23 protein-coding genes are annotated in these 24,999 nt (G+C 73.9%); 8 read left to right on the forward strand and 15 right to left on the reverse strand.

Annotated elements, in window-relative coordinates:
* Positions 1-13: 13 nt before the first annotated feature.
* The gene (locus FHD63_RS14560) at positions 14-208 is read right to left on the reverse strand and encodes a hypothetical protein (protein ID WP_139722664.1); all 195 of its coding nucleotides are present in this window, start codon (positions 206-208) and stop codon (positions 14-16) included.
* 211 nt (positions 209-419) lie between these two features.
* A complete protein-coding gene (locus tag FHD63_RS14565; protein WP_139722665.1) occupies positions 420-1,298 on the reverse strand; it encodes an MOSC domain-containing protein in 879 nt (292 codons plus the stop codon).
* A 78-nt stretch (positions 1,299-1,376) separates the two neighbouring features.
* On the opposite strand from FHD63_RS14565, the gene FHD63_RS14570 reads away from it, so the two are divergent.
* Together FHD63_RS14570 and FHD63_RS14575 are read left to right on the forward strand one after the other, a co-directional pair.
* Positions 1,377-2,645 (forward strand): Nramp family divalent metal transporter, encoded by a 1,269-nt coding sequence (locus FHD63_RS14570; protein ID WP_139722666.1) that lies wholly within the window; start codon positions 1,377-1,379, stop codon positions 2,643-2,645.
* A gap of 123 nt (positions 2,646-2,768) precedes the next feature.
* Positions 2,769-3,200, forward strand: a complete 432-nt coding sequence (locus tag FHD63_RS14575; RefSeq protein WP_139722667.1) for a pyridoxamine 5'-phosphate oxidase family protein — start codon at positions 2,769-2,771, stop codon at positions 3,198-3,200.
* Here FHD63_RS14575 and FHD63_RS14580 read toward each other — a convergent pair.
* The gene (locus FHD63_RS14580) at positions 3,142-4,056 is read right to left on the reverse strand and encodes a sulfite exporter TauE/SafE family protein (RefSeq protein ID WP_139722668.1); all 915 of its coding nucleotides are present in this window, start codon (positions 4,054-4,056) and stop codon (positions 3,142-3,144) included. The genes FHD63_RS14575 and FHD63_RS14580 overlap by 59 nt on opposite strands.
* Before the next feature lie 173 nt (positions 4,057-4,229).
* Between FHD63_RS14580 and FHD63_RS14585 the strand changes: the two genes are divergently transcribed.
* Complete coding sequence (locus FHD63_RS14585; protein ID WP_139722669.1) at positions 4,230-4,706, forward strand: RrF2 family transcriptional regulator; 477 nt, start codon at positions 4,230-4,232, stop codon at positions 4,704-4,706.
* A 6-nt stretch (positions 4,707-4,712) separates the two neighbouring features.
* Here FHD63_RS14585 and acs read toward each other — a convergent pair whose 3' ends face one another.
* Positions 4,713-6,686: an acetate--CoA ligase gene (acs, locus tag FHD63_RS14590; protein ID WP_139722670.1), complete on the reverse strand. Its 1,974-nt coding sequence runs from the start codon at positions 6,684-6,686 to the stop codon at positions 4,713-4,715.
* A gap of 273 nt (positions 6,687-6,959) precedes the next feature.
* Here acs and FHD63_RS14595 point away from each other — a divergent pair, with 273 nt between their 5' ends.
* A complete protein-coding gene (locus FHD63_RS14595; protein ID WP_139722671.1) occupies positions 6,960-7,745 on the forward strand; it encodes a SurA N-terminal domain-containing protein in 786 nt (261 codons plus the stop codon).
* Positions 7,746-7,769: 24 nt separating this feature from the next.
* Here FHD63_RS14595 and FHD63_RS14600 read toward each other — a convergent pair whose 3' ends face one another.
* The 8 genes from FHD63_RS14600 to FHD63_RS16760 form a co-directional block, all read right to left on the reverse strand.
* The gene (locus tag FHD63_RS14600; RefSeq protein WP_139722672.1) at positions 7,770-9,281 is read right to left on the reverse strand and encodes a sodium/solute symporter; all 1,512 of its coding nucleotides are present in this window, start codon (positions 9,279-9,281) and stop codon (positions 7,770-7,772) included.
* 2 nt (positions 9,282-9,283) lie between these two features.
* Positions 9,284-9,670: a hypothetical protein gene (locus FHD63_RS14605; protein WP_139722673.1), complete on the reverse strand. Its 387-nt coding sequence runs from the start codon at positions 9,668-9,670 to the stop codon at positions 9,284-9,286.
* Positions 9,667-10,434: a LytR/AlgR family response regulator transcription factor gene (locus FHD63_RS14610; RefSeq protein ID WP_139722674.1), complete on the reverse strand. Its 768-nt coding sequence runs from the start codon at positions 10,432-10,434 to the stop codon at positions 9,667-9,669. Before FHD63_RS14610 ends, FHD63_RS14605 begins: the two co-directional genes overlap by 4 nt.
* Before the next feature lie 21 nt (positions 10,435-10,455).
* Positions 10,456-11,673: a histidine kinase gene (locus tag FHD63_RS14615; protein WP_139722675.1), complete on the reverse strand. Its 1,218-nt coding sequence runs from the start codon at positions 11,671-11,673 to the stop codon at positions 10,456-10,458.
* 97 nt (positions 11,674-11,770) lie between these two features.
* Positions 11,771-12,826: an ABC transporter ATP-binding protein gene (locus tag FHD63_RS14620; RefSeq protein WP_139722676.1), complete on the reverse strand. Its 1,056-nt coding sequence runs from the start codon at positions 12,824-12,826 to the stop codon at positions 11,771-11,773.
* 16 nt (positions 12,827-12,842) lie between these two features.
* A complete protein-coding gene (locus FHD63_RS14625; RefSeq protein WP_139722677.1) occupies positions 12,843-14,399 on the reverse strand; it encodes an ABC transporter permease in 1,557 nt (518 codons plus the stop codon).
* Positions 14,383-15,408: an iron ABC transporter substrate-binding protein gene (locus FHD63_RS14630; RefSeq protein WP_238705691.1), complete on the reverse strand. Its 1,026-nt coding sequence runs from the start codon at positions 15,406-15,408 to the stop codon at positions 14,383-14,385. Before FHD63_RS14630 ends, FHD63_RS14625 begins: the two co-directional genes overlap by 17 nt.
* On the reverse strand, positions 15,405-18,059 hold the full coding sequence (locus FHD63_RS16760; RefSeq protein ID WP_158296807.1) for an AMP-binding protein: 2,655 nt from the start codon (positions 18,057-18,059) through the stop codon (positions 15,405-15,407). The genes FHD63_RS14630 and FHD63_RS16760 overlap by 4 nt, the downstream gene beginning before the upstream one ends.
* A 51-nt stretch (positions 18,060-18,110) precedes the next feature.
* Here FHD63_RS16760 and FHD63_RS14640 point away from each other — a divergent pair, with 51 nt between their 5' ends.
* Together FHD63_RS14640 and FHD63_RS14645 are read left to right on the forward strand one after the other, a co-directional pair.
* Positions 18,111-18,737, forward strand: a complete 627-nt coding sequence (locus FHD63_RS14640) for a 4'-phosphopantetheinyl transferase family protein (RefSeq protein ID WP_139722680.1) — start codon at positions 18,111-18,113, stop codon at positions 18,735-18,737.
* A gap of 3 nt (positions 18,738-18,740) precedes the next feature.
* Positions 18,741-19,745, forward strand: coding sequence for a phosphotransferase enzyme family protein (locus FHD63_RS14645; protein ID WP_139722681.1), 1,005 nt, complete (start codon positions 18,741-18,743; stop codon positions 19,743-19,745).
* A gap of 7 nt (positions 19,746-19,752) precedes the next feature.
* On the opposite strand, the gene FHD63_RS14650 is transcribed toward FHD63_RS14645, so the two are convergent.
* Positions 19,753-21,387 carry an MDR family MFS transporter gene (locus FHD63_RS14650; protein ID WP_238705692.1) on the reverse strand — a complete coding sequence of 545 codons (1,635 nt, stop codon included), beginning with the start codon at positions 21,385-21,387 and terminating at the stop codon, positions 19,753-19,755.
* Between the two features lie 65 nt (positions 21,388-21,452).
* The gene (locus FHD63_RS14655) at positions 21,453-21,890 is read right to left on the reverse strand and encodes a MarR family winged helix-turn-helix transcriptional regulator (protein ID WP_139722682.1); all 438 of its coding nucleotides are present in this window, start codon (positions 21,888-21,890) and stop codon (positions 21,453-21,455) included.
* A 100-nt stretch (positions 21,891-21,990) separates the two neighbouring features.
* Here FHD63_RS14655 and FHD63_RS14660 point away from each other — a divergent pair, with 100 nt between their 5' ends.
* Positions 21,991-23,007, forward strand: a complete 1,017-nt coding sequence (locus FHD63_RS14660) for a sigma-70 family RNA polymerase sigma factor (protein ID WP_139722683.1) — start codon at positions 21,991-21,993, stop codon at positions 23,005-23,007.
* Between the two features lie 174 nt (positions 23,008-23,181).
* Positions 23,182-24,273, forward strand: a complete 1,092-nt coding sequence (locus FHD63_RS14665) for a ScyD/ScyE family protein (RefSeq protein ID WP_158296808.1) — start codon at positions 23,182-23,184, stop codon at positions 24,271-24,273.
* Positions 24,274-24,281: 8 nt separating this feature from the next.
* Here FHD63_RS14665 and FHD63_RS14670 read toward each other — a convergent pair whose 3' ends face one another.
* Positions 24,282-24,890, reverse strand: a complete 609-nt coding sequence (locus FHD63_RS14670) for a DUF5701 family protein (protein WP_139722685.1) — start codon at positions 24,888-24,890, stop codon at positions 24,282-24,284.
* Positions 24,891-24,999 lie beyond the last annotated feature (109 nt).

Genomic DNA, 24,999 nt, shown 5'->3' on the forward strand with positions numbered 1-24,999 from the left:
GCCCAGGGCTGCGTCAGCCGTCCGTCGACCTCGGTGGCCCGCCAGGTTCGACCAGCGCGACAGGCCTCGAGAGCAGCAGCACGACGGTCAGCACGAAGCCCACCGGCCAGGCGACCAGGAGCAGCAGGAGGATCAGGTCGGTGCCCGACCCGCCGAGGGTCGACCCCGGCTGCTCCAGCTCGGCCAGCCGTGAGCCGACGAGATGCACCCCCAACGCGACGCTCGCGAAGGCGAACAGCGCCGGGGCCCATCCGAGGGGTGTCGAGGCGCCAGTGCCGTCACCACGAGTGCCACGGACGCTCCCCCGACCAGTCCGGAGGCCGTGGCGCGGGACGCGAGATGGTCGTCCACGAGCACCCACACGACACCGAGCACCACCAGGGTCGCGTAGCCCCACGTCGCCCAGACGACCCCCGACCTCATCGGCCGTCCGCCGCCCCCGCCGCCCCCGCCGTCTCAGTCGTCTCCGTCGTCTCCGCCCTCTCCGGCACGAGCTCGTCCCCCACGGCGACCGTCCCCCGTCCGCCGGTCAGTCCCACGGGCACCAGGCGGATGCCGAACCACGTCGCGCCGTCCCACCTGCGGTGCCGCGCCAGGGTGCGGATCGGCTCCTTCCCCGTCTCCAGCGTCTGCAGGTCGATCTGCGTCATGACGCAGCGGTCGCACAGCTCCGTGCGCCGGTAGCGCACCTGCCCGACCGTCACGAACTCCCACCCGTCCTCGTCGAACGGCTCCGCGTCGGCGCCGTCGACGACGACGTTGGGACGGAAGCGGCTCATCGGCACCGGCTCATCCCCGCCCTCGAGGATCCAGTCGTTCAGCCGGCCCAGCGACGCCTCGCTCGTCAGCAGCAGGGGCCCGGTGTCGGCGAGCGACACCGACTCCCCTTCCTGGCCACCGTGCGCGCCCGAGATCCGGCGGACGGTCGGGTCCTCCTGCCACACCAGCCGCAACGCGCGGCCCACCTGGTCCGTGACCCATTCGCTCACGTCCTGGTCCGCCGGTGGCGCGAACCCCTGCCGCGAGTGCCCGACCGGCACCGGCGGCACCCCGAGCGGCGTCTCCACGAGGATGGAGCCGCCGTCGCGGGCGGTGATCCGGATGGTCTCCTCGTCCACCGTCGTCGCGGTCAGCCCCAGCAGGTCGTGGCACTCACGGGCGGTCACCGGGAAGCCGTCCGGCCCCACGACACCCCACCGCCGGTCACCCTCCAACCCCCACGGCTCGACCACGGACTCGCCCACCGACTCCCCGCCGAAGGACTTGACGGGATACCTCCACAGCTCGCTCACGCGCATACCTCAGCGTGTCACGACACCCGCCGCCCCGGGTGGGAGCGCCACGGCCTCGCGACCCGCCCCGTGTAGACAAGACCCATGACATCGCAGTCTCAGACCACCGAGAGCTCGCGGGCGGGGTGGAGCCTCGTCGGGCCGGGCCTCATCGTCGCCGCCACGGGAGTGGGCGCCGCCGACCTCGTCGCCACCGTCATCGCCGGGCAGCGATTCGGCTACGCCCTGCTCTGGGCGGTCGTCGTCGGCTGCCTCCTCAAGGTGGTGCTCGTCGAGGGAGCCGGGCGCTACTCGCTCGCCACCGGCAACACGATCTACGAGGGGTGGGCGACGCTCGGCAGGTGGACGAGCTGGTACTTCGCCCCCTACATCGTCATCTGGGGCTTCGTCTACGGCGCGGCCGCCATGGCCGGGACCGGCCTGCCGCTGCACAGCCTCTTCCCCTGGCTCTCGGTCACCGGCTGGGGCGTGCTGTCCGGCCTCGTCGGCGCGGCGCTGGTGTGGTTCGGCCGGTACGCCTTCTTCGAGAAGCTCTGCGCTGCCCTGGTGGGCATCATGTTCGTGACGATGTTCCTGGCCGCGCTGCTCACGCTGCCCAACATCCCCGAGCTCATCGCCGGCCTGGTCCCGCGGATCCCCGAGGGGGGCCTCATCAACGTCCTGTCCGTCGCGGGCGGCGTCGGCGGCACCATCACGCTGGCGGCCTACGGCTACTGGATCCGGGAGAAGGGCTGGACGACGCCGGGCCACATGCGGGTCATGCGCCTCGACAACACCGTCGCCTACACCGTCACCGGCATCTTCGTCATCTCCACGCTCATCGTCGGAGCAGAGCTGCTCTACTCCGCCGGCATCGCGGTCGAGACCGGCGACGAAGGGCTGCTGGACCTGTCCGAGGTCCTCCGGGGCCGGTATGGCGCGTGGGCCGGGACGGTCTTCCTCGTCGGCTTCTGGGCGGCCGCCATGAGCTCGCTGGTCGGGGTGTGGAACGGCGTGTCGATGATGTTCGCCGACTTCGTCGGCCACGCCCGCGGGCTGCCCAAGGACCACCCCAGCACCCGGCTCGGCGGCACCTGGTACCGCGCCTACATCCTCTGGCTGACCTTCCCGCCGATGATCATGCTCTTCCTGGGTCAGCCGGTGTGGCTCATCCTGGCCTACGGCGTCCTCGGCGCGTTCTTCATGCCCTTCCTCGCCGTCACCCTCCTGTGGATCCTCAACACCTCGCGCACCCCGCAGGAGTGGCGCAACGGTCCGGTGGTCAACGTCCTCATGGGCATCTGCGCGCTGCTCTTCGCCTGGCTGGCGATCACCCAGGTCCAGAGCGCGCTCGAGCGGGCGTTCGGCGGCTGACGCCACGGCGCCGCGGGCGCTGGAGGGCCCCGCGGCGTGGCGTCGAGGGGCGGCGTCGGTCAGGCCACGGTTACGACGTGCTGTAGTAACATGGGAGCACGCCCTCGACGTCAGGAGCAGCTCATGAGCGACTCGCCCACGACCACCCTCTCCGAGCGTGAGTGCTGGGACCTCCTCGCCTCACAGGAGTTCGGCCGGCTGGCCTACCACCTCACCGACGAGGTGCACATCGCCCCGGTCAACTACGCCGCCGACCGCGACCGGCTGGTCTTCCGCACCGCCGAGGGGTCCAAGCTGCTCGGTGTCGTCATGGACTCCGACGTCGCCTTCGAGATCGACCAGGTCGACGACGACGCCGAGACCGCCTGGAGCGTCATCGCCCGCGGCACCGCCGCGGTCCTCGAGGGCCAGGAGGCCCGCGAGGTCGACAACCTGCGGCTGCGCCCCTGGGTCGGCACCGAGAAGTTCAACGTCGTCGCCATCACCGTGACCGAGGTCAGCGGGCGGAGGTTCGCTCTGAGCCGTCCGTGGCGGCACCTGCGGCGGCACGGCTGACCCGCAGCGCGGCCACGACGTAGCTCACCGCACCCAGCCACACCGCGACGATCACGGCGTAGACCAGCGAGCGGGTCACGTCACCGGCGTCGATCGCCTCGGTGCGCAGCAGCGTCCGCGTGTTCGTCAGCACGATGAGGCCGCCCACGCCCACCCCGAGCAGGCGCGCGGGCACGATCCGCACGAGCCAGGCGGCGATGGGTGCCGCGACCACCCCACCGGCCAGGAGAGCCAGCACCCAGGCGTAGTTGATGCCCTGGTGACCCAGGCCGACGAGGAAGCCCAGGCTGGCGGCCAGTGCCACGAGGAACTCCGAGGCGTCGATCGAGCCGACGACCTTGCGCGGCTCCATCCGACCGCTCGCGAGGAGGGCCGGCGTGCCCACCGGGCCCCAGCCGCCACCACCGGTGGCGTCCAGGAAGCCGGCGAAGAGCCCCAGCGGCGCGAGGAAGCGGCGCCGCAGCGGCTGCCCGAGCCGGTCCGTCCGCATGCCGCTGCGGGTGAACCGCGCCAGGAGGTAGACCCCGAGCACCAGCAGGATCGTGGCGGTGATGGGCCGGGCCACCTCGGCGTCGATCGAGCTCAGCACGGTGGCGCCGAGGAAGGCGCCGACCGCGCCCGGCACCCCCACCCGCACGACGACCTTCCAGTCGACGTTGCCGAACTTCCAGTGCGACGCACCCGAGGCCAGGGTCGTCCCGATCTCGGCGAGGTGGACCGTCGCCGAGGCCGCTGCCGGGTTGGTGCCGAGCATGAGCAGCAGCGTGGTCGTCGTCACCCCGTAGGCCATGCCGAGACCGCCGTCGACGAGCTGGGCCGCGAGCCCGACGAGCGCGAGCAGGATGAGTTGACGCATGAGCCCCTCCTGGGGGGTGGAACGACACGGGACCGGTCCGAACGACCGGATTAATCCTGCTAATCCTGTCGGTCGGATAGGATTAATGTCAAGTGCCCCGTCGCGGCGGCCCGGCAGGTGGGTCGGACGCGGGTATGCCGTCCCCCGCCCGGCGGTGCTGAGAGACTGGGCCGGTGGACATCTCGGCGCGCTCGGACTACGCGGTGCGGGCCATGCTCGCCCTGGCCGCCGACCACGACGGACCCGGCGCCCACGACGCCACCCCCGTCTCGGTCGACCGGCTCGCCCAGGCCCAGGACCTGCCGGTGAAGTTCCTCGAGGCGATCGTCGCCGACCTGCGCCGGGCCGGGCTCGTGGCCTCCCGCCGCGGTGCCCGCGGCGGCTACCTGCTGACCCGCCCCGCCGACCAGATCGCCGTCGGCGACATCATCCGTGCCGTCGACGGACCGCTCGCCGAGGTGCGCGGCCTGCGGCCGCACGACACGGCATACTCCGGCGAGGCCGAGCACCTGCCCGCGCTGTGGGTGGCCACACGGGCCGCGCTGCGGGCGGTGCTCGACGGGACCAGCCTGGACCAGCTGCGCCACGGCGCCTGGCCCGCCGAGGTCACCGAGCTGCTCCGCCAGCCCGACGCCTGGGAGAGCCGCTGAGGCGGGTCAGCCGTCGTTCATCCCCTGGGTGATGAGGTCCATGACCGAGGAGTCGGCGAGCGTGGTGACATCGCCGACCTCGCGCTTCTCGGCGACGTCCTTGAGCAGGCGCCGCATGATCTTGCCCGAGCGCGTCTTGGGCAGCTCCGGCACGACCATGATCTGGCGCGGCTTGGCGATCGCGCCGATCTCCTTGGCGACGTGCTGGCGCAGCTCGGCGACGAGGTCCTGGCCCTCACCCTCCTCGTCGGCCTGCTCCACGGCCTCCTCGCGCAGGATGACGAAGGCGCAGATCGCCTGCCCGGTCGTCTCGTCCGCCGCTCCCACGACGGCCGCCTCGGCGACCTTGGGGTGGCTCACCAGGGCCGACTCGATCTCGGCGGTCGACATCCGGTGGCCGGAGACGTTCATGACGTCGTCGACGCGGCCGAGCACCCAGATGTTGCCGTCCTCGTCCAGCTTGGCGCCGTCACCGGCGAAGTACATGTCCTCGAACCGGCTCCAGTAGGTCTCCCGGTAGCGCTCCGGGTCGCCCCAGATGCCGCGCAGCATGGAGGGCCAGGGCTCGGTGACGACGAGGTAGCCGCCGGACCCCTTCTCCACGGGCTGCCCCATGTCGTCGACGACGACGGCGTTGATGCCGGGGATGGGGTGCTGGGCCGAGCCGGGTCGCGTCTCGGTGACCCCGGGGATCGGGCTGATCATGATGGCGCCGGTCTCGGTCTGCCACCAGGTGTCGACGATGGGGCACCGCCCGCCCCCGATGACCTCGCGGTACCACATCCACGCCTCGGGGTTGATCGGCTCGCCCACCGACCCGAGCAGCTTGAGGCTGGAGAGGTCGAACTTCTCCGGGATCTCCTTGCCCCACTTCATGAAGGTCCGGATCGCCGTGGGGGCGGTGTAGAGGATCGTGACCTTCTTGTCCTGGACGATCTCCCAGAACCGGCCCTGGTGCGGGGTGTCCGGCGTGCCCTCGTACATCACCTGCGTCGCGCCCAGCGTCATCGGCCCGTAGACGATGTAGGAGTGGCCGGTGACCCAGCCGACGTCGGCGGTGCACCAGTAGACGTCGGTCTCGGGGTGGATGTCGTGGACGACGTGCGAGGTGTAGGCCGTCTGCAGCAGGTAGCCACCTGTGGCGTGGAAGATGCCCTTGGGCTTCCCTGTGGTCCCCGAGGTGTAGAGGATGAACAGCGGGTGCTCGGCGTCGAAGGCCTGCGCCTCGTGGGTGGCGTCGGCCGCCTCCAGCGCCTCGTGCCACCAGGTGTCGCGACCCTCGGTCCACTCGACGTCCTGCTCGGTGCGCCGGACGACGAGCACGTTCTCGACCGGGTGCTCGCCGCTCTCGAGCGCACCGTTGACCACCGACTTCAGGCCGGAGGGCTTGCCCCGCCGGTAGCCCCCGTCCGCCGTGATGACGACCTTGCTGCCGGCGTCGGCGATGCGGCTGCGCAGCGCGTCGGAGGAGAAGCCGCCGAAGACCACCGAGTGCGGGGCGCCGATGCGGGCGCAGGCCAGCATGGCGACCGCCGCCTCGGGGACCATCGGCAGGTAGATCATGACGGCGTCGCCCTCGCGGACGCCGATGTCGGTGAGCGCGTTGGCGGCCCGCTGCACCTGCTCGTGCAGCTCGGCATACGTGATGTCGCGGGTGTCGTCCTCCGGCTCCCCCACCCAGTGGATCGCGACGCGGTCGCCGTGGCCGGCCTCGAGGTGCCGGTCGACCGCGTTGACGCAGGCGTTGAGCCGCCCACCCAGGAACCACTTCGCGAAGGGCGCCTCGCTCCAGTCGAGGACCTGGTCGAAGTCGGTCTCCCAGTCGAGGTACTCCCGCGCCTTCTGCGCCCAGAAGCCCTCCCGGTCGGCCGCGGCCTGCTCGAACAGCTCGGCCGTGCCGTTGGCCTGGGCGACGAACTCCTCGCTCGGCGCGAAGGTGCGCTCCTCGTGCAGCAGGTTGGACAGTCCCTCGTCGGACATGGGTTCTCCTCGCGCTCGGGGTCGTCCTGCCGAGTATGCCGTGCCCTCCCCCGGGCGCGCAGGTCCGGGGCGACCAGGGGTCGGGGGGCTGCGCCGAGCGGTCGCGGGTGCGCGGCGAGCGGGGCCACCCTGTGCGTGGCGGGCTCGCAGCCTGACCGGAGCCTGGGAGTTCGCAGGGCGGTCCACCCACGCGAGGGTGCTACGTTCGCCCACTTGTCCACCCGAACCCGATGAGGGAGATGCACCATGTCCGCCACGACGAGGCTCGCAGCCGTGAGCCTGAGCGTGACCCTGAGCCTGGTGGGGCTCTCCGCCTGCGGTGGCTCCGACGACTCCGGTGACACCGACGCGGCGAGCAGCAGCTCACCCGCCGGGGCCGACGACGCGGCCAGCAGCAGCGCCCCCGCTCCGGACGCCATGCCGGAGCCCGACCTCGAGCAGATCCCGGACCCGGTGGCCACGGTCAACGGTCAGGACGTGACGAAGGAGGAGTTCGTCACCTACTACGAGAGCCAGTTCGCCGCCGCTGCCGGCCAGGCGCAGATGAGCGGCGAGGAGCTGGACGAGGAGCAGCTCCAGGAGGAGACCCTCGAGGTCGTCGTCGACAGCGTGCTGCTGCGTCAGGCCGCGGAGGAGGAGAGCCTGGAGCCCTCCGACGAGGAGGTCGACACCCTCCTCGAGGAGCTCGCGACCGGCAACGGTCTGGAGTCGGTCGACCAGTTCCTCGAGGTCCTCGAGGAGCAGGGCATGGACGAGGAGACGGCGCGCCGGGAGGCGGCCAGCCAGATCGCCATCCAGGCCTACGTCGAGCAGGAGGCGCCGGTCGAGGAGCCCTCGGAGGAGGAGCTGCGCGCCTACTACGACGAGCTCGTCGCCCAGCAGGAGGGCGCCGGAGGCGGGGAGGACGACGCGGCGAGCACGGCCGCCCCGGAGATCCCCGAGTTCGACCAGGTCAGGGACCAGCTGTCCCAGCAGCTGCAGTCCGAGGAGCAGGCCGCGGCCACCGACGAGCTCATCGCCGGGCTGCGCGAGGACGCGGAGATCACCAGCCACCTCTGAGCTGAGCCAGGTCGCCGCCCAGGCTCACGCGGTGAGGTCCTCCGGGGTGTGCAGCCGCACCAGCGTGCGCGCCGCACCCCGGGGGATCCCCTGGGGGGTCAGCAGCGAGACCCCCACCATCACGGAGCCGACCAGGGGCACGATCCAGGCCACCGGCTGGGCGAGGAGGGCGTCGGCCCAGCCGCCCTGGTCCTCCGCGAGCACGGTCACCGCCACCGCGCCGATGGCCAGGACCGCCCCGGTCACCAGACCGGCCATGGCCCCCTGCACCGACAGCCGCGGCCACCACACCCCCAGCGCCAGCAGCGGGAAGAACGTCGAGGCGGCGATGACGAAGGCCAGGGTGACGAAGGCCGCCAGCGGGACCTCGGGGAAGACCCCGACCCCGGCGAAGGGCACGAGCACGGCCACCACGGCCGCGATCCGGAAGCCGGCCACCTCCGAGTGGTCGCCGGGGACGGCCCGGGCGAGCAGGGGTCGCACGACGTCCTGGTTGAGCACCCCGGTCACCGCCAGCGCGAGCCCCGAGGACGTCGAGAGGAAGGCCGCGAACGCCCCGCCCGTCAGGGCGGCGAGCAGCACCTCACCGCCCACCCCCGGCAGCACCTCGGCGGGCAGCCGGAGGACCACCGTGTCGGCCCGCATCCCCGGACCGAGGGTGGGCAGGTAGGCCCGGCCGAGCACGGCATACACCACCGTGACGACGTAGAACAGGCCCAGCAGCACGAGCACCCGCACGGTCGTCGCCCGCGCGCCGGTGCCGTCCGGGTTGGTGTAGTAGCGCACGACGACGTGCGGCAGCCCCATCGTCCCGAGCGCCAGCGCTAGCAGGAGCGACAGGGTGCGGTAGAGCCCGTGCCCGCCGGTCTGCGGGCCGCTGCCCGGGAGCACCCAGGACTGGCTGACCTCCAGCCCCGGTCCCTGGGTCCCCCACCACACGGCGAGCAGCACCCCGGCGGGGACGGCGAGCGCGGAGAGCTTGATCCAGTACTGCACCGCCTGCACGAGGGTGATCGAGCGCATCCCCCCGGCCGCCACGGAGAGCACGACCACCCCCACGACGAGCACCGGCCCGACCCACAGCGGGGCGCCGGAGACCAGCCGCAGGGTGAAGCCGGCGCCCTGGAGCTGCGGGAGCAGGTAGAGCCAGCCGATGAAGACGACGAGGACCGAGCACAGGTGGCGGACCGAGCGCGACTCCAGGCGGGCCTCGGCGAAGTCGGGCAGCGTGTAGGCCCCGGACCGCCGCAGCGGCGCGGCGACCAGCACGAGGAGCACGAGGTAGCCGACGGTGTAGCCGACCGGGTACCACAGCGCGTCCACGCCCTGGTCGTAGATGAGCCCGGCGACCCCGAGGAAGCTGGCGGCCGAGAGGTACTCCCCGCCGATCGCGGCGGCGTTGCGCTGCGGGGACACGGCGCGCCCGGCGACGTAGAAGTCGGAGGTGCGGCGGGACAGCCGCAGCCCGAACGCGCTGAGCGCGACGGTGACGAGGCAGACGAGGAGCACGGCCGCCCCGGCCGGGCTGGGGGCCACGCTCAGCGCTCCCGGGCGACGGCGGAGAGCCGCCGCTCGATCCGCGTCGCGGCCCGGGTGTACCACGCGGCCACCCCGACGAGGACCGGGTAGACGAGGACGGCGAGCACCGGCCACACGACCGGCACCCCGGCGACCTGCACCGACCGGGCGGCGGGGAGCACGGCATACAGGACGGGTATGCCGCCCAGCACCACCGCGAGCCCGGCCAGCACCCCGAGGGTGAGCCGGAGCTGGGCCCGCAGCAGCCCGCGGAGGTAGAGCTCGCCGGCGCCGGTCTGCTCGACGAGGGAGGCGGCCATCGGTCGGCGGCGGGCGGTCGCGGCCTCGCGCCGCGAGGAGGTGACCCGCACCCGCGACTCGAACCGCGGCGGCGTCCCCTCGCTCACGCGCCCTCGCCGAGGACCCGCTCGCGGACGGTACGGGCGTGCCGACGTGCCACCGGCAGCTCGGGACCGTCGGGGAGCAGCCGCAGGCTGAGGCGACCCTGCGCCTGGCGCACCTGACCGACGTGGGCGAGGTTGACCAGGGTGGACCGGTGGATCCGGATGAAGCCGGCCCCGGCCCAGCGCTCCTCCAGCGTGGTGAGCGGCAGCCGCAGCAGGTGCGACGCGGAGCCGGTGAAGAGGCGCACGTAGTCGCCCTGCGCCTGGACGTAGCGCACCGCCGAGCGCTGGACGAAGCGGGTGACGCCGCCGAGCTCGACCGCGATCCGCTCCTCGGCGGGGTCCGGCGGCGGGCCCTGGCCCCGGCCGGCGACCTCGGCCGTCTCGACCGCGGCGGGCCCCCGCTGCGCGAGCGCCGCGACGACCCGGTCCAGGGCCTGGGAGAGCCGCGCCGGCGGCACCGGCTTCATGACGTAGTCGACCGCGCGGACCGCGAAGGCGTCCACCGCGTGCTGCTCGTGCGCGGTGACGAACACGACGAGCGGAGGCTGCGCGAACCGGTTGACCACCCGGGCCAGCTCCATGCCGTCCAGGCCCGGCATCGAGATGTCGGAGAAGACGACGTCGATGTCGCCGTCCTCGAGCGCGCGCAGCGCGTCGGTGCCCGAGCCCACCGGGTGCACGCTGTCCAGCCGGCCGTCCCGCTCCAGCAGGTAGGTCAGCTCCGACAGGGCCGGCGGTTCGTCGTCGACGACGAGGGCACGCATGGGGTCATGGTAGGGCCGGGCTCAGCGGTCCGGATGCACGCCGGGCGCGTACTTCGGCACCCGGAAGCTCACCTTGGTGCCCAGGCCCGGAGCGGTCTCGACGACCAGGCCGTACTCGTCGCCGTAGACCTGCCGCAACCGCGCGTCGACGTTGCCCAGCCCCACGCTGTCGCTGTCGCGGGCGACCGTCTCCCCGCTGCGGTCGCCGTCGAGGGCGCGCCGGACCAGCTCGGGGTCGGAGCCGACGCCGTCGTCCTCGATGGCGATCTCGGCGAGGTCGCCCAGGTCGGTGCCGGTGATCGTGACGGTCCCGACGCCCTCCTTGTCCGCCAGCCCGTGGCGCACGGCATTCTCCACCAGGGGCTGCACGGCGAGGTAGGGCACGGCGACCGGCAGCACCTCGGGCGCGATGAGCAGGTTGACCCTGAGGCGCTCCCCGAAGCGCGCCTGCTCCAGCACGAGGTAGCGCTCGATGTTGCGCAGCTCGTCGGCCAGCGTCGTGTAGGCGCCGCCCCGGCGCAGCGCGTAGCGGGTGAAGTCGGCGAACTCCAGCAGCAGCTCCCGGGCCCGGTCGGGGTCGGTGCGGACGAACGAGGCGATGGCACCGAGGGAGTTGTAGATGAAGTGCGGGCTGATCTGGGCCCGCAGGCTGCGCAGCTCGGCCTCCATCGCGCGGGTCCGCTCCCGGTCCAGCTCGCCCAGCTCCAGCTGGCCGCTCACCCACGTCGCGACCTGCTCCGTCGCCCGGGCGAGGCCCGCCGACGGTCGCGGGGAGTATGCCGCCAGCGCCCCGATGACGCGGTCGTCCACCACGAGCGGGGCGACGACGCCGGCCCGGACCGGGCACTCGGGCACCTCGCAGGGCAGGTCGCCCCGGGCGAGGACGACGACGTCGCCGCCCTGGAGGACCCGGTGGGCGTGCCCGGACGCCTGCTCGCGGTGGTGCTCGCCCAGCCCGCTCCACGCCAGCGTCTGCTGGCTGTCGCAGATCGCCAGGGCGGTGCCGCCGAGCACCATCCGCAGGTGCCGCGCCGCCGGCTCGGCGTGCTCCGGGGTCAGCCCGGCGCGCAGGTTGCGGCCCGCCTGGGCCCCCGAGCGCAGCGTCTCGTAGGTGATCCGGTCGGTCTCGGACAGGAAGCCCCGGGCGGCCCGACGACGTCGCCACCACGACGCCAGCCACACCAGCAGGCACAGGCCGAGGACCAGGAGCGCGGTCGGCAGGTGCAGGTCTGCGGGCATGGCCGGAGGCTACTCCGCCCGCCGCGCCACCGGGCCCGAGGAGCGGCCCGCCGGTGCGAGGCACCACCCCGTCCGGGCGTGCCGGCCCGCCCGCCGCTCAGCCGGGGAAGACCCGGACCGGACCGACCACCCAGAGCCCGACGACGTCGCCGACCGCGGGCGCCTCCGGGCCGACGACCCGCGCACGGAGCCCCTTGAGCGGCGTGCCGCTGACCAGCTCGAGGTCGGCCACCGAGTCGTGACCGAAGTAGGTCACCCGCGAGACGCGCGCGTCGACCGAGCCCTCCCCCGGGGTGACGAGCCGCAGCTGCTCGGGCCGCAGGATCGCGACGACCGCGCCCCGGGTGACGAAGCCGGCCGCCTCCAGGTTGCCGAGGGCGCAGCGGAACTGGTTGTGGCTGGCCAGCCCGTGGATGGGGATGGCCTCGCCCATGAAGGACGCGATGTGGGCGTCCACCGGCTCGCCGTAGATCGTGCGGGGCGGCGCGACCTGGCCAAACGTGCCGTGGCGCAGCACGGCGATCTCGTCGGCGAAGGACATCGCCTCCCCCTGGTCGTGGGTGACGAGCAGCGTCGTCGCCCCCGAGGCGTGCAGCGCCCTTGCCGTCGCCTCCCGGGTCGCCGTCCGCAGGGCGGTGTCGAGCGAGGAGAAGGGCTCGTCGAGCAGCACGAGGTCGGGCCGGGGGGCGAGCGCCCGGGCGAGGGCGACCCGTTGCTGCTGACCGCCGGAGAGCTGGTCGGGCCGCCTCTGCGCCACCTCCGCCGGCAGCTCGACGAGCTCGAGCAGCTCGAGGACCCGGTCCTGGTGGGCCCGGCCGCGCCGCGCGATCCCCGCCCGCGGCAACCCGAAGGCGATGTTGCCCGCGACCGACAGGTGGGGGAAGAGACCGCCGTCCTGCCGCACGTAGCCGACGCCGCGCTTCTCCGGCGCGACCCAGGCGCCGTCGCCGGCGACCGCCCGTCCGCCGACCTCGACGCTGCCGGCGTCCGGCCGCAGGAAGCCGGAGATCACCTTGAGCAGGGTGGTCTTGCCCGAGCCGGAGTCGCCCAGGACCGCGGTGGTCCCCCCGGAGGGGACGACGAGGTCGACGCCGTGGAGGATCTCCACGTCGCCGTAGCCGGCGCGCACCCCGGACAGCCGCACCTCGCTCATCGGCCCGCGTGCTCCCTCAGCTCGTGATCTGGCGCCGCAGCAGCACCGTCAGCGGGACCGACAGGGCGATCATCATGGCGGCGAAGGGCGCGGCGGCAGCGTAGTCCAGCTCCGCGGTGGCGCTCCAGAAGGCCAGCGCCAGCGTCTCCACCCCGGTCGGCGCGAGCAGCAGGGTCGCGGTGAGCTCGGTGCTGATGGCCAGCGCCACGAGCACGAAGCCGGCCAGCACCGAGGGGGCGGCCAGCGGGAGGACCACCCGGCCCAGCACCCCGGCGCCGTTCTGCCCGAGCGAGCGGGCGGCCTCGGCCAGCTCCGGCGGCGCGGCGGCCAGCCCGGAGCGCAGCGCCACCATCGCCCGGGGGAGGAAGAGGATCGCGTAGGCCACCAGCAGCAGCAGCGCGGTCTGGTAGATGCCGGGGACCAGCGAGATCGACAGGGTGACCAGGGCCAGCGCCACCACCACCCCGGGCAGCGAGCTGGCCAGGAAGGTGAGGCGCTCGACGAGCACCGCGAAGGGCCCGTGGTGGCGGTCCAGCAGCACCGCCCCCGGCAGCCCGAGCGCGACCGCGAGCAGCCCGCCCAGCACGGCCAGCCCGACGGTGGACCCGGTGACGAGCAGCAGGTCGCCCAGCCCGGCCCCCTCCACCCGGATCCGGGTGCCGACGAGCAGCCAGCGGGCGACCACCGCCACCGGCACGACCACGGCCAGCACGACGACGGCGCCGAGCGCGGCCAGCGCGGGGGCCCGCCAGCGCCCCAGGGGCAGCGGGAGCGGACGCCGTCCCGCGCCGGCACCCAGCCGGGCCACCCGGGACCGGCCCCGGGCCGCCACCTCGACGGTGAGCACCAGCAGGCACAGCACGAGCAGGACCGTCGCGAGCAGCGAGCCGCGCACGTCGCTGAAGCCGACGGCGTACTGCTGCAGGATCGCCGTGGTGAAGGTCTGGTAGCGCATCATCTCCAGCACGCCGAACTCCGCGAGCAGGTGCAGCGCGACGAGCAGCGCCCCGCCGCTGACGGCGGGGCGCAGCCGCGGCAGGACGGTGCGGAAGAACGCGCCGACCGGCCCGACCCCGAGGGAGCGGGCGATCTCCTCCTCCCCCGCGTCGAGGGTCCGCAGCAGGGCGGCGACGGGCAGGAAGACGAAGGGGAAGTAGGCGAGGGTCGTCACCAGCACGGCACCGCCGAGGCCGACCAGCCCGGGTCGCACCGAGACCCAGGCGTAGGCGCTGACGAACGCCGGCACGGCTAGCGGCGCCAGCATGAGGGTGCGCCACAGGCCCGGCAGCGGCAGGTCGGTGCGCTCGACCAGCCAGGCGGCTCCCACCCCCAGGACGACCGTCGCGGGCACGGTGAGCAGCATGAGCCACCCGGTGTGCGCGAGCAGCTCGCCGATGCGGGGCCGCAGCAGGTAGTCGAGCGCCTCCCCGGCCGGGCCCGAGCCGGCCCGGACGAGGATGACGGCGACCGGCAGCACGGTCAGGGCCGCGACCAGCGCCGCCAGGGTCGCGAGCACCGGGCTGGCCGGACGGCGCCCGGCCAGACGGAGCGTGAGGCTAGAGGAGACCGACATCGGTCATGAGGTCGCTGACCTCGTCGCTGTCGAGGGTGAACGGGTCCACCGGAGGCGCGTCGAGGTCGGCGAGCGCCGGAAGGGCCGGGTCGGAGTCGACGCCCTCGGCGACGGCATACTCCATCGACCCGGAGTCCACGAGCACCTGCTGCCCCTCCGCCGAGGTGACCCAGGCGAGGAACTCCTGCGCGGCGTCCGGCTTGGCGGCGTTCGCGAGGACACCACCGGCCGAGAGCGAGACGAAGGCGCCCGGGTCCTGGTTGCCGAAGTAGTGCAGCCGGGTGTTGCCGGACTGCTCCTGCGTGCCGGCCTGGTCGCGGTACCAGTAGTAGTGGTACATCACTCCGACCGGCACCTCGCCGGCGTTGACGGCCTGCATGGTGGCGATGTTGTTCTGGTAGATCTCCGCCCCGGACTCCAGCGCCTCCAGCCAGGCGCGCGTCTCCTCCTCGCCGCGGTCGGCGAGCATGCCGGCGACGATCGCCTGGAAGTCGGCGCCCCCCGGCGCGCAGCCCCAGCGACCCTCCCAGGCGGGGTCGGCGAGGTCCATCATCGAGGCCGGCAGCTCCTCCTCGGAGATCTGCTCGGGGTTCCAGCACAGGACGGTCGAGCGGGCGGCGATGGCGGTCCAGTCTCCGCTGGAGGGTGCGCGGTCCTCCGGGACCTGGGCGAGGGTCTCCTCCGCCACCGGGGCGAGCAGGCCGGCGCGCTCGACGACGGTCATCGCCGGGGAGTTCTCGGTGAGGAACACGTCGGCCGGGCTGGCCTCGCCCTCGGCGACGATCTGGTGCCCCATGGAGGAGTCGGTGCCGCGCCGGATCTGCGTCGGGATGCCGGTGGCCTCGGTGAACGCGTCCGCCCACGCCTGGGTGACCCCCTCGTGCTGGGAGGAGTAGATCTGCAGCGCCTCGGGGTCCGGGACGTACTCCTCCTCGCGGCTGCAGGCGCTGACCACGAGCGGGGAGGCGGCCAGGGCGGCCAGCAGGGTGCGGCGGGACAGGGGGCTCACGAGGGGGTCCTCTCGGGCGACGGTGCGGTGGGGGTGGGGACGGAGGGGGTATGCCGGGGGTCCAGCAGCCGCTGCACCCGCCGGACGGGGGCGTCGGTGAGGCGCCAGAGCAGCACCCCGGCCGCGAGCGCCACGAGGGTGGCGAGCAGCGGGGTGGGCACCCATCCCAGGATCTGGAACTGGATGAGGTAGATGTGCAGGCTGGCGGCGGCGAGCACGGTGACGAGGGGCACGAGGCGGGCGGGCACGCGGATGCGCGGCACGAGGGCGAGCAGCAGCACGCCGGCGAGGATGGTGGCGTTGCGCACCGGGTCGTCGGGGAAGAACCACGCGATCCCCAGGGCCATCGCCCCGAGGGTCCAGCGGCGGCGGGCGGGGGTGTCGGCGTGCGCCAGGGCCAGGCCGACGGCGAAGAGCCAGAAGACGGTGGGCATCATGCCGCGCAGCACGCCCTCGGCGAAGGTCAGCACGAGGAAGCGCGGGACGAGCCCGACGAGCACCAGCCCGAACGCCACCCGCCAGGGGTCGGCTCGCCAGGCCCGGGCCACCGGCGGCAGCGAGAGCACCGCGGTCGCGACGAGCAGGCAGGCGACCAGGGCGTCGACGAACCAGAGCTCGTTGTGCTTGCCGTAGGCGATGTCGCCGACCAGCCAGTTGGCGAGCACGACGTTGTCCCAGCCGTAGCGGCCGTAGGTCAGCCCCAGCAGCGCGACCACCATGGTGGGGACGGCGATGCCCACGAGCAGGCGGACGGTCCCGCGCCAGCGCGCGGCGACGCCCGGCGCGGACAGCCCGAAGGTCGCCGCGCTGAAGCCGGCCACGACGAGCAGGGTGTGGGCACCGCCGAGGATGCGGAAGAGGTCGGCGTGCGACCCGCAGATGATGACGACGGCGACCGCGCGCAGCACGACCGAGGTCTCCAGCGGCACGCGGGTGGACCGGACCGGGGCCCTGGTCCCGTCGGGCTCGATGCCGGCCGGCTCCGGGCGGGCGCGGGCGACGAGCTCGGTGAGCGGCCGGTGGTGCCAGTCCCGGGGGAGCCCGCCGAGCAGGGCGGTCAGCCGGGTGGAGGCCAGCACGTGGGACAGGGAGTCGCCGCCGAGCTGCACGAAGGACTGCTGGAGGTCGACGTCGTCACGCCCGAGGACGCCGCGGACCACCTCGGCGACGCGCACGGGAAGGCCCGGCGCGTCGACCCGCTGCCGCGCGTCCGAGCACTCGTCCGGGTCGCCGCCCCGGACGAGCACGTCGGCACCTGCCCGGTCGACCTTGCCGCTGGCCAGGCGCGGCAGCGGGAGCGCCGCGGCCCGGACGTGCCCGACACCGACCCCGCTCGCCTGCGCCGCGACCCGGCGGGCCCGGGCCGCCAGCTCCTCGGCGGGGGTGCCCGCGACCGGCTCGACCGCGACCCGCAGGCTCTCGTCGTCACCGGTCACGCAGGCGTCGAGGCCGTCGGCCTCCAGGGCCTGCTCGACCCGGGCGAGGTCGATCCGCAGCCCGAGGATCTTGACGAAGCCCGAGCGCCGCCCGACGATCCGCAGCAGGCCCGACCCGTCGATGCGCCCGAGGTCACCGGTGCGCAGCTCCTCGACCATCCGGCCGAGCGCGAGGTCGTCCGGGGACTGCGCATACCCCAGCATCACGCCGGGTCCGCTGACGACCACCTCGCCCACCCCCTCGCCCGAGGCCTCGGGGACGCCGTGGTCCAGCCTCAGCGTGGTGCCGGGCACCGGGCGGCCCACCGCGTCGGGTGCCGCGGCGACCTCCGCCGGGTCGTGCACGCAGATCCGGGCGGTGGCCTCGGTCTGGCCGTACATCACCGCCAGGCCGAAGCCCTGCTCCCGCCCGAGCCCGGCCAGCCGGGTGACCTGGTCCGGCGACAGCCGCCCGCCGGCCTGGGTGACCAGCCGCAGCGAGGTATGCCCCTCGGCCAGCCGGCCCGACCGCTCCAGCAGGTCGACCTGGTGGGGCACGAGGGCCAGCGTGGTCGCGCCCGCGTCGACGAGGGACCAGAGGTCGTCGTCGAGGACGGAGGCGCCGGTGAGCGCCACGCCGGCCCCGGCGAGCAGGTGGCTGTGCAGGACCGACAGGCCGTAGCAGTAGTGCAGCGGCAGGCTGGTGACGCCCCGGTCGGCCGGGGTGAGCCGCAGCGCCTGCCCGATCGCCCTCGCGTTGGCGAGCAGGCCCTCCCCGGAGAGCCGGACGAGCTTGGGCGAGCCGGTCGAGCCCGACGTGCTCAGCAGCAGGGCGAGGTCCGGGTGCAGCAGGTGCCGCGGGCCGGTCGTCGGGCCCGTCCGCACGACGCCCTCGGCCGGGCCGGACCCGAGCGTGAGGTCGGGCTGCCAGGTCGCCCCGAGGGTGTGCTCGCCCTCGGGCGAGACCAGCGCCACGTGGCCGGCCTCGAGCACGGCGAGGTAGTCCACGACGTCGGCCGGCCGCGGCCGCAGCGACACCTGCACGAGGAGGCGTCCGGCCGTGACGGGCGGCAGGTCGGCGGCGCGCTCCTCGACCCGCTCCCGCAGCGCGCCGTGGCTCAGCACCTCGTCCGCGGTCACCAGCGCGGGCGACGCGGGGTCGACCGATCCTGCCGGCGGCAGCGGCGCGCAGCCGGGGCGCGTCGGCGCAGGTGCGACGGCAGGACGGACGGACACCCGACTTAGGCTAGCCTCAGTCGAAAAGGTGACCAAATCCATGGGTATTTCATGACCACTCCGTCCGTCGACGTCTGGTGGGCCGACCTGACGGCCGCCGACCTCGCGCTGCTCCCGGACCTGCCCGAGGCCGAGCGGCGTCGGGTCCTCGCGGTCCCGCAGGACGCCGACCGCGGTCGCTCGCTCGTGGCGGCGGCCCTGCTGCAGCACGCGGTCGCCACCCACCGGGGGCGGGCGCAGGGACCGCCCACGGCCGGGACCTCCACCGGGGCCCCGGTGGAGGTCGACCGCACCTGCGCCGACTGCGGTGAGCAGCACGGCCGCCCCGTCGTCGACGGCGGCCCGCACCTGTCGGTCGCCCACGCCGGTCTGCTCGTCGTCGTGGCGACCTGCGCCGACGCCCCGGTGGGCGTGGACGTCGAGCGCCTCGGCCGCGACCTGCCCCACGGCACGGACGCGCAGGGATGGACGCTGCGGGAGGCCCGGACCAAGGCCGGCGCCGGCCCCCGCGTCGGCACCGGCGAGACCGTCCTCACCCCGCCGATGCCCGGGTATGCCGCCGCGCTCGTCGTCGCGCCGGTGGCAGGTCGACCCGGCGCCGGGGTCGGTGTCCCCGACGTCCACGAGCACCGGTGGCGCCCGGACCGGGGCGCCGCCCCCCGGGGCGTGCGAGGCTGAGCCATGCCCACGGCATACCAGGACCTCGACGAGCCCTCGCAGGTCGAGCTCCTGCGCGGGGTGGCGGACCGCGCGGCGCCTCGTTTCGGCCTGGCCCCCACCGAGGTCCGCCTCGTGCTCCACGGCTTCAACACGACCTTCCGGCTCGACACGCCCGGCGGCCCGGTGGCGATGCGGGTCAACACCAACTCGCTGAGCTCGGCGGGCACCGTGCAGGCGCAGCAGGCCTGGCAGCACGCGATCCGCCGGGACACCGACGTGCTCGTGCCGGACCCGCTGCCGGTCGACGGCGGGGGCTACCTCGCGCTGGTGCGGTCGGCCGAGCTGGGTCGCGAGGTCATGGTCACCGCCAGCACCTGGCTCGACGGGGAGGACCTGGGCACGGTCAGCACCCCGGAGCAGTGCCGTGCCCTGGGCGAGCTGATGGCGACGCTGCACGAGCACGCGGCGTCCTGGGAGCCCGAGGGGCACCACCGCTTCCCGCGGCTGACGGGCACCCTCTTCGGCGACCCGGACGTGCTGACGGCCGCCGTCGCGCAGGACCGGGAGCTCGCGGCGCTGGTGTCGGCGGCCGGGCAGCGGTGCGAGGCGGCCTTCGAGCGGCTGGCCGACGAGCCGGTCGTCCCGCTGCACGCCGACCTGCACGGAGGCAACCTCAAGTGGCACGACGGCCGGCTCGCGGTCTTCGACTTCGACGACAGCGGCCTGGGCCCGCCGGCACTGGACCTGGCGATCTGCGCGTTCTACCTGCGGGGCGGCGACGACGACCACGGCCCGGAGAGCGCGGTCCGCGCGGGCTACGCCGCCCGCCGCCCGCTCCCCGACCTGGCGACCGAGGACGCCGAGGCCCTGGTGGCCGCCCGCCAGCTGCTGCTCGCCAACAGCATCCTCGCGAGCACGACCGCGGGTCAGCGGGCGGACGCGGCGGCCTACCTGCGGATCACCGGGGACCGGTTGCGGCACTGGCTGGACACCGGGCGCTTCACCCGGACCCTCCCCCGCGGCTGACCGGCGCTCAGTCCTGGTCCGCGGGCGCGTCCTCGAGGGTCTCCTTGAGCGGCACGTGCTTGATCATCGCCGTGGCGACGAAGACCAGCGCCAGGATCGGCAGCCCGATGAGGAAGGCGTCGTGCAGCTGGTCGGCCAGCCCGGCGCGCAGCGCCTGCTCCACCACCGGCGGCACGTCGCCGAGCGAGCCCGGGTCGAGGACCGCCCCGACGTCGAGGCTGCTCGCCTGCGCGGCGGCCTGCTCGCGCATCGCGGCCGGCAGGTGCGAGGCCACGGCGGCGCCGAGCCCGCCGGTCATGATCGAGCCGTAGACCGCGATGCCGACGGTGGAGCCGATGTTGCGGCTGAACTGCGTCGTCGCGGTGGCGACCCCGAGGTCGCGCCGGGCGACGACGTTCTGGACGACGAGGGTGAACTGCTGCATGGCCATGCCCAGACCGACGCCCACGACCGCCATCGACCCGAAGAGCTCCCACGGGCTGGAGGTCTCCGACAGGCGCGTCAGCAGCCACACCCCCGAGGCCATGATGGCCACGCCGGTGAGCATGAACGGCTTGTAGTGGCCGGTCCGCGTCACGAGGAGCCCGGTGAGGATGCCCATGACGATGAGGCCCAGCATCATCGGCATGAGGATGAGCCCGGACTGCGTGGCGTCCACGCCGAGCACCCCCTGCGCGAAGACCGGGATGTAGATGATCGACCCGAACATCACCATCGCCAGGCCGAGTCCGGCGATGTTGGCCCAGCTGAAGACGCTGCTCCGGAAGAGCCGCAGCGGCAGCAGCGGCTCGCCGGCCCGCAGCTCGACGACGACGAAGGCGACCGCGACGACCAGCCCCAGGGCGTAGAGGCCGAGCACCTGGGTGGAGGCCCAGGCGTAGGTGGTGCCGCCCCAGCTCGTGGCGAGCAGGATGGAGACCATCGCCACGGACAGCGTGACGATGCCGGCCACGTCGATCTTCGCGTGGCGCCGCTGGTGCGGGAGGTGCATGTGCCGCAGGACGAACCACAGGGTGAGCAGCCCGACCGGCAGGGTCGTGAAGAACAGCCACCGCCAGCCGAGGTGGTCGGTGATGAGGCCGCCGGCCAGCGGCCCGGCCACCGAGGTGACGCCGAAGACGGCGCCCATGAGGCCCTGGTACTTGCCGCGCTGCCGCGCCGGGATGATGTCGCCGATGATGGTCTGCGACAGGGGCATGAGCGTGCCCATGCCGGCGCCCTGGATGGCGCGGCCGGCGACGAGCATCCAGAAGCTGCCGGCCAGGCCCGAGACGATCGAGCCGACCATGAAGACGACGAGCCCGGCGAGGTAGAAGGTCTTGCGCCCGTAGAGGTCGGACAGCTTGCCGACGACGGGGACGACCACGGCCGAGACGAGCATGGCGGCCGTGGCGACCCACGAGTAGTGGCTCATCCCGCCGAGGTCGGCGACGATCTGCGGCAGCGCCGGGCCGACGATCGTCTGGCTGATCGAGGCGACGAACATGCCCATCATGAGGCCGGCGAAGACGATCTTGTGCTCCCGGCTGAGCCGGAAGGCGGGGGCGGCCGAGGCGGTCGGGTCGACCGCTGTCGCGGTGGTCGAGGGGGCGTCACCCTCGGTGTCGACGGGCCGGGGCCCGGTGCTGGTGCTGGCGGTCATCAGATCCTTGCTGGGTGGTGCGGGTCGGGAGGCCTGGGGGGTGGGCGGCGCGCCGCCCGGCGCGGTCAGGGCGACTGCCCGGAGGTATGCGTGCCGCGGGCCGACTCCAGCGAGTCGGCGAGGCGCCCGAGCAGGTCGGCCAGCTGCGCCTTCTCCGTCTCCGGCCAGTCGGCCAGGGTGTCGGTGACGAGCTCGACGCGGCGGGCCCGTTCCTGGGTCAGGGCCTCCAGCCCGGCCTGCGTGAGACCGAGCACCTGCGCCCGGCGGTCGGCCGGGTCGGGGTGCCGCTCGACGAGCCCCCGCTCGGCGAGGGACGCCAGCCGGCGGCTCATCGTGGACGGGTCCAGACCCTCGGCCTGGGCCAGGTCCCGGGAGCGCGTGCACTGCTGCCCGGCCAGCCGGACCAGGACGGCGACGTCGGTGGGCGCGAGGTCCCCCTCGCGCTCGCGCAGGAAGCGGCCCATGGCCGCGAAGGTCCGTGCCAGCTCCTCAGATAGTTGCATGATGCACACATCATACACCGGGAGCCCGCTCGCCCGCACGTCCGTCGGTGCGGGGCACTAGCGTGAGGGCCATCAGGTCGAACGGGGTCGAGGAGGCCGCATGTCCACCACGCTGAGCCCGCAGCAGGAGCGCGAGTTCGAGGAGCTGACCGCACCGTTGCGGGGTGAGCTCATCGCGCACTGCTACCGCATGCTCGGGTCCGCCGGGGAGGCGGAGGACCTCGTGCAGGAGACCTACCTGCGCGCGTGGAGGGCCTTCGACCGGTTCGAGGGGCGGTCCTCGGTGCGGACGTGGATGTACACCATCGCCACCAACTCCTGCCTCACCGCGTTGAAGGGTCAGTCCCGCCGTCCCCTGCCCAGCGGGCTCGGCCAGCCGCCCGGGGACCCGGGCGTCCCGGTCGTCGAGGACCGCTCCCGCGACTGGCTCGAGCCGCTGCCGGACCGGGTCGTGTGGGGCCGGGACGTCATCCCCGTCGACCCGGCGCAGGCCGCCGTCGAGACCGAGGACACCCAGCTGGCGTTCGTCGCCGCGCTGCAGGACCTCCCCCCGCTCCAGCGGGCCGTGCTCGTGCTGCGCGACGTCCTGCAGCTCTCCGCGGCCGAGACGGCGCAGGCCCTGGAGACCACGGTCGCCTCGGTCAACTCCGCGCTCCAGCGCTCACGGGCCACGATCGGTGACGGGCTCGAGCGCGCCGGTCGTCGGGTGACCGAGCTGAGCCACGGCGAGCGCGAGGTGTTCGCGGCCTTCTGCGACGCCTTCGAGCGCTACGACGTGCCGGCCGTCGTCGGGGTCATGACCGACCAGGCGGTCTGGCAGATGCCGCCCTTCGACCAGTACTACCTCGGCCCGGACGACATCGCCGCCCTCATCAACAGCCAGTGCCCCGCGAACGGCCCCCGCGACCTGCGCATGGTGCCCACGGTCGCCAACGGGCAGCCCGCAGCCGGGATGTACCTCCGCGACGAGCACGGCGTCTACCGCGCCTTCCAGCTCTGCGTCGTCGACCTGCGGCGCGGCGAGATCACCGGGGTGGTCGGCTTCTTCTCCGAGGACGCCTTCCGCCGGGCCGGGCTGCCGCTGGCGCTCGGCGAGGACACCACGACGACGTCCTAGCACCACCCGCACCCCCTGTCACGGAGCCTCTTGACACCGCGTCAAGGCAGCAGGACCATGCGAGCAGCGGTGGCCGGGTGTGACGCAGGGGCCGTCGCACCTGGACGAGCCCAACCGAGCCCGCCCTCCACATCGTGAACCGGAGGTCTGGACATGCGTCGATCCACCCTTGCCGTGGCAGCCAGCGTGCTGGCGCTCACGGCGTCTCTTCTCACCGCACCGGCGCAAGCCCGCACCAGCGAGCCTCGCGTCGTCGTCGACGGACTGGTCGGGCCGCTGAGCCTGGCCGTCGGGTCCGGACACGTCTCTCTGACCCAGAACTTCAGCGGTCAGCTGTCCACGGTCAAGCGCGGCACGGTCAGGACCGTGTACCAGGTCCCGGAGACCGGCAGCCTGGGCGGCGTGGCCACCAGCCGGGGCAGGACGTACCACCTGGAGACCGACCTCTCCGGGCAGACGCCGACCAGCCACGTGGTCCGGACCTCGAGGGACGGCACCCGGACGGTGGTCAGCGACGACCTCTGGCAGCACGAGATCCAGAACAACCCGGACGCCGGGGTGAGCTACGGCTTCGTCGGGCTGAACTCCTCGTGCGCCGAGGAGCTCGGTGCCTGGGAGGAGGCCTCGGACGCCCCGCCCCTGTCGGAGTACACCGGCATCGTGGAGTCCAACGCCTACCAGCTCACGGTCAGGGGGCACCGTGCCTACGTGGCCGACGCGGCGGCCAACGCGGTCCTCGAGGTCGACCTGCGCACCGGTGACATCTCGACCGCGGCGGTGCTGCCCGTGTTCGACATCACCTTCACCGAGGAGCTCAAGGCCGGTCTGGAGGCGTCGCTGCCCCCGGGTGCGGATCTCCTCCCCGACTGCCTGGTCGGGGAGGACTACGTCCCCGAGTCGGTGCCCACCGACGTGGCGGTCGACCACCGGGGTCGGCTCTACGTCACCACCCTGGGCGGTGGGGCCGGCGAGATCGTCCCGCTGAGCCGGGTGTACCGCATCGACCGGCACGCGCACGCCACCACGGTCGCCCGGGGCCTGCACGGGGCGACAGGACTGGACCGGTCGCGTGACGGCCACCTCGTCGTGGCGGAGCTCTTCGGTGGTGAGGTCTCGGTGGTCCGCCCGGGCAGCGGGACGGCACGCACCCTGTTCACGGCCGACTCGCCCTCGGACGTGGCGCTCTCCGGCAAGCGGGTCTACGCGACGACGGGAGCCTTCGGGAACGGCGCGCTGGTGACGTACGACCTCGGCCGACGCCGCTGACCACGAGCTCAGGCGGTGCTGCGGCCGGCGACCGAGGCGATCCCCAGCCAGGTGTGCCGGTTGCCGGCCCAGCACCAGCCGAGCTTGGGTGCGTCCTTGCGGTGCCGGCCGTCGCGGCCGGTGCCGTTGCTGATCCACAGGGCCGGGACGCGGGCGTCCAGGCCGGGGCCGCCGGAGCGCGGGCGGCGCGACCCGGTGGTCATGAAGCAGTGGTTGCGCTCGAGGACCTCGGGCTGCTGGAGCACCCACGCCACGCCCTCGGCGGCGGTCATGAGGTCGCGCCCCTGAGCCCGGACCTGCGGGTCGATCTCGTCGGGGCTGCGGTCGGCGTGCTCGTCACCGCGCTCCGGCGCGTGCACGGCATACAGGTCGGCGTCCGGGACCTGCACCCCGGGCGCGGGTCCGAACTCCGCCAGGTCGGTCAGGTCGGTGACCACGAAACCGGCACGCTCCCCGCGCCGCAGCAGCGGGACGAGGTCGGCGACCGGGACGAGTCCAGGGTGGACGACGAGCAGGTCACCGGCGAGATCCGGGGGCAGGTCGGGGAGCCGGAGGCCCAGCTCGCGGAGCCGTCGGTGCTGGGTGGACAGGTCGGGCAGGTCGGGCAGCGGGCGCACGGTCCTCCTGGTTCGCGGGGGCACCTTCAACGCCCGCTCGCCCGGTCTCATTCCCGCGGTCCGCGGGGTGGGGGCCGGGCAGGACGAGCCCGGGAGAGCGGCATACCGT

Source organism: Serinicoccus chungangensis, from assembly GCF_006337125.1.
GTDB classification, from domain to species: domain Bacteria; phylum Actinomycetota; class Actinomycetes; order Actinomycetales; family Dermatophilaceae; genus Ornithinicoccus; species Ornithinicoccus chungangensis.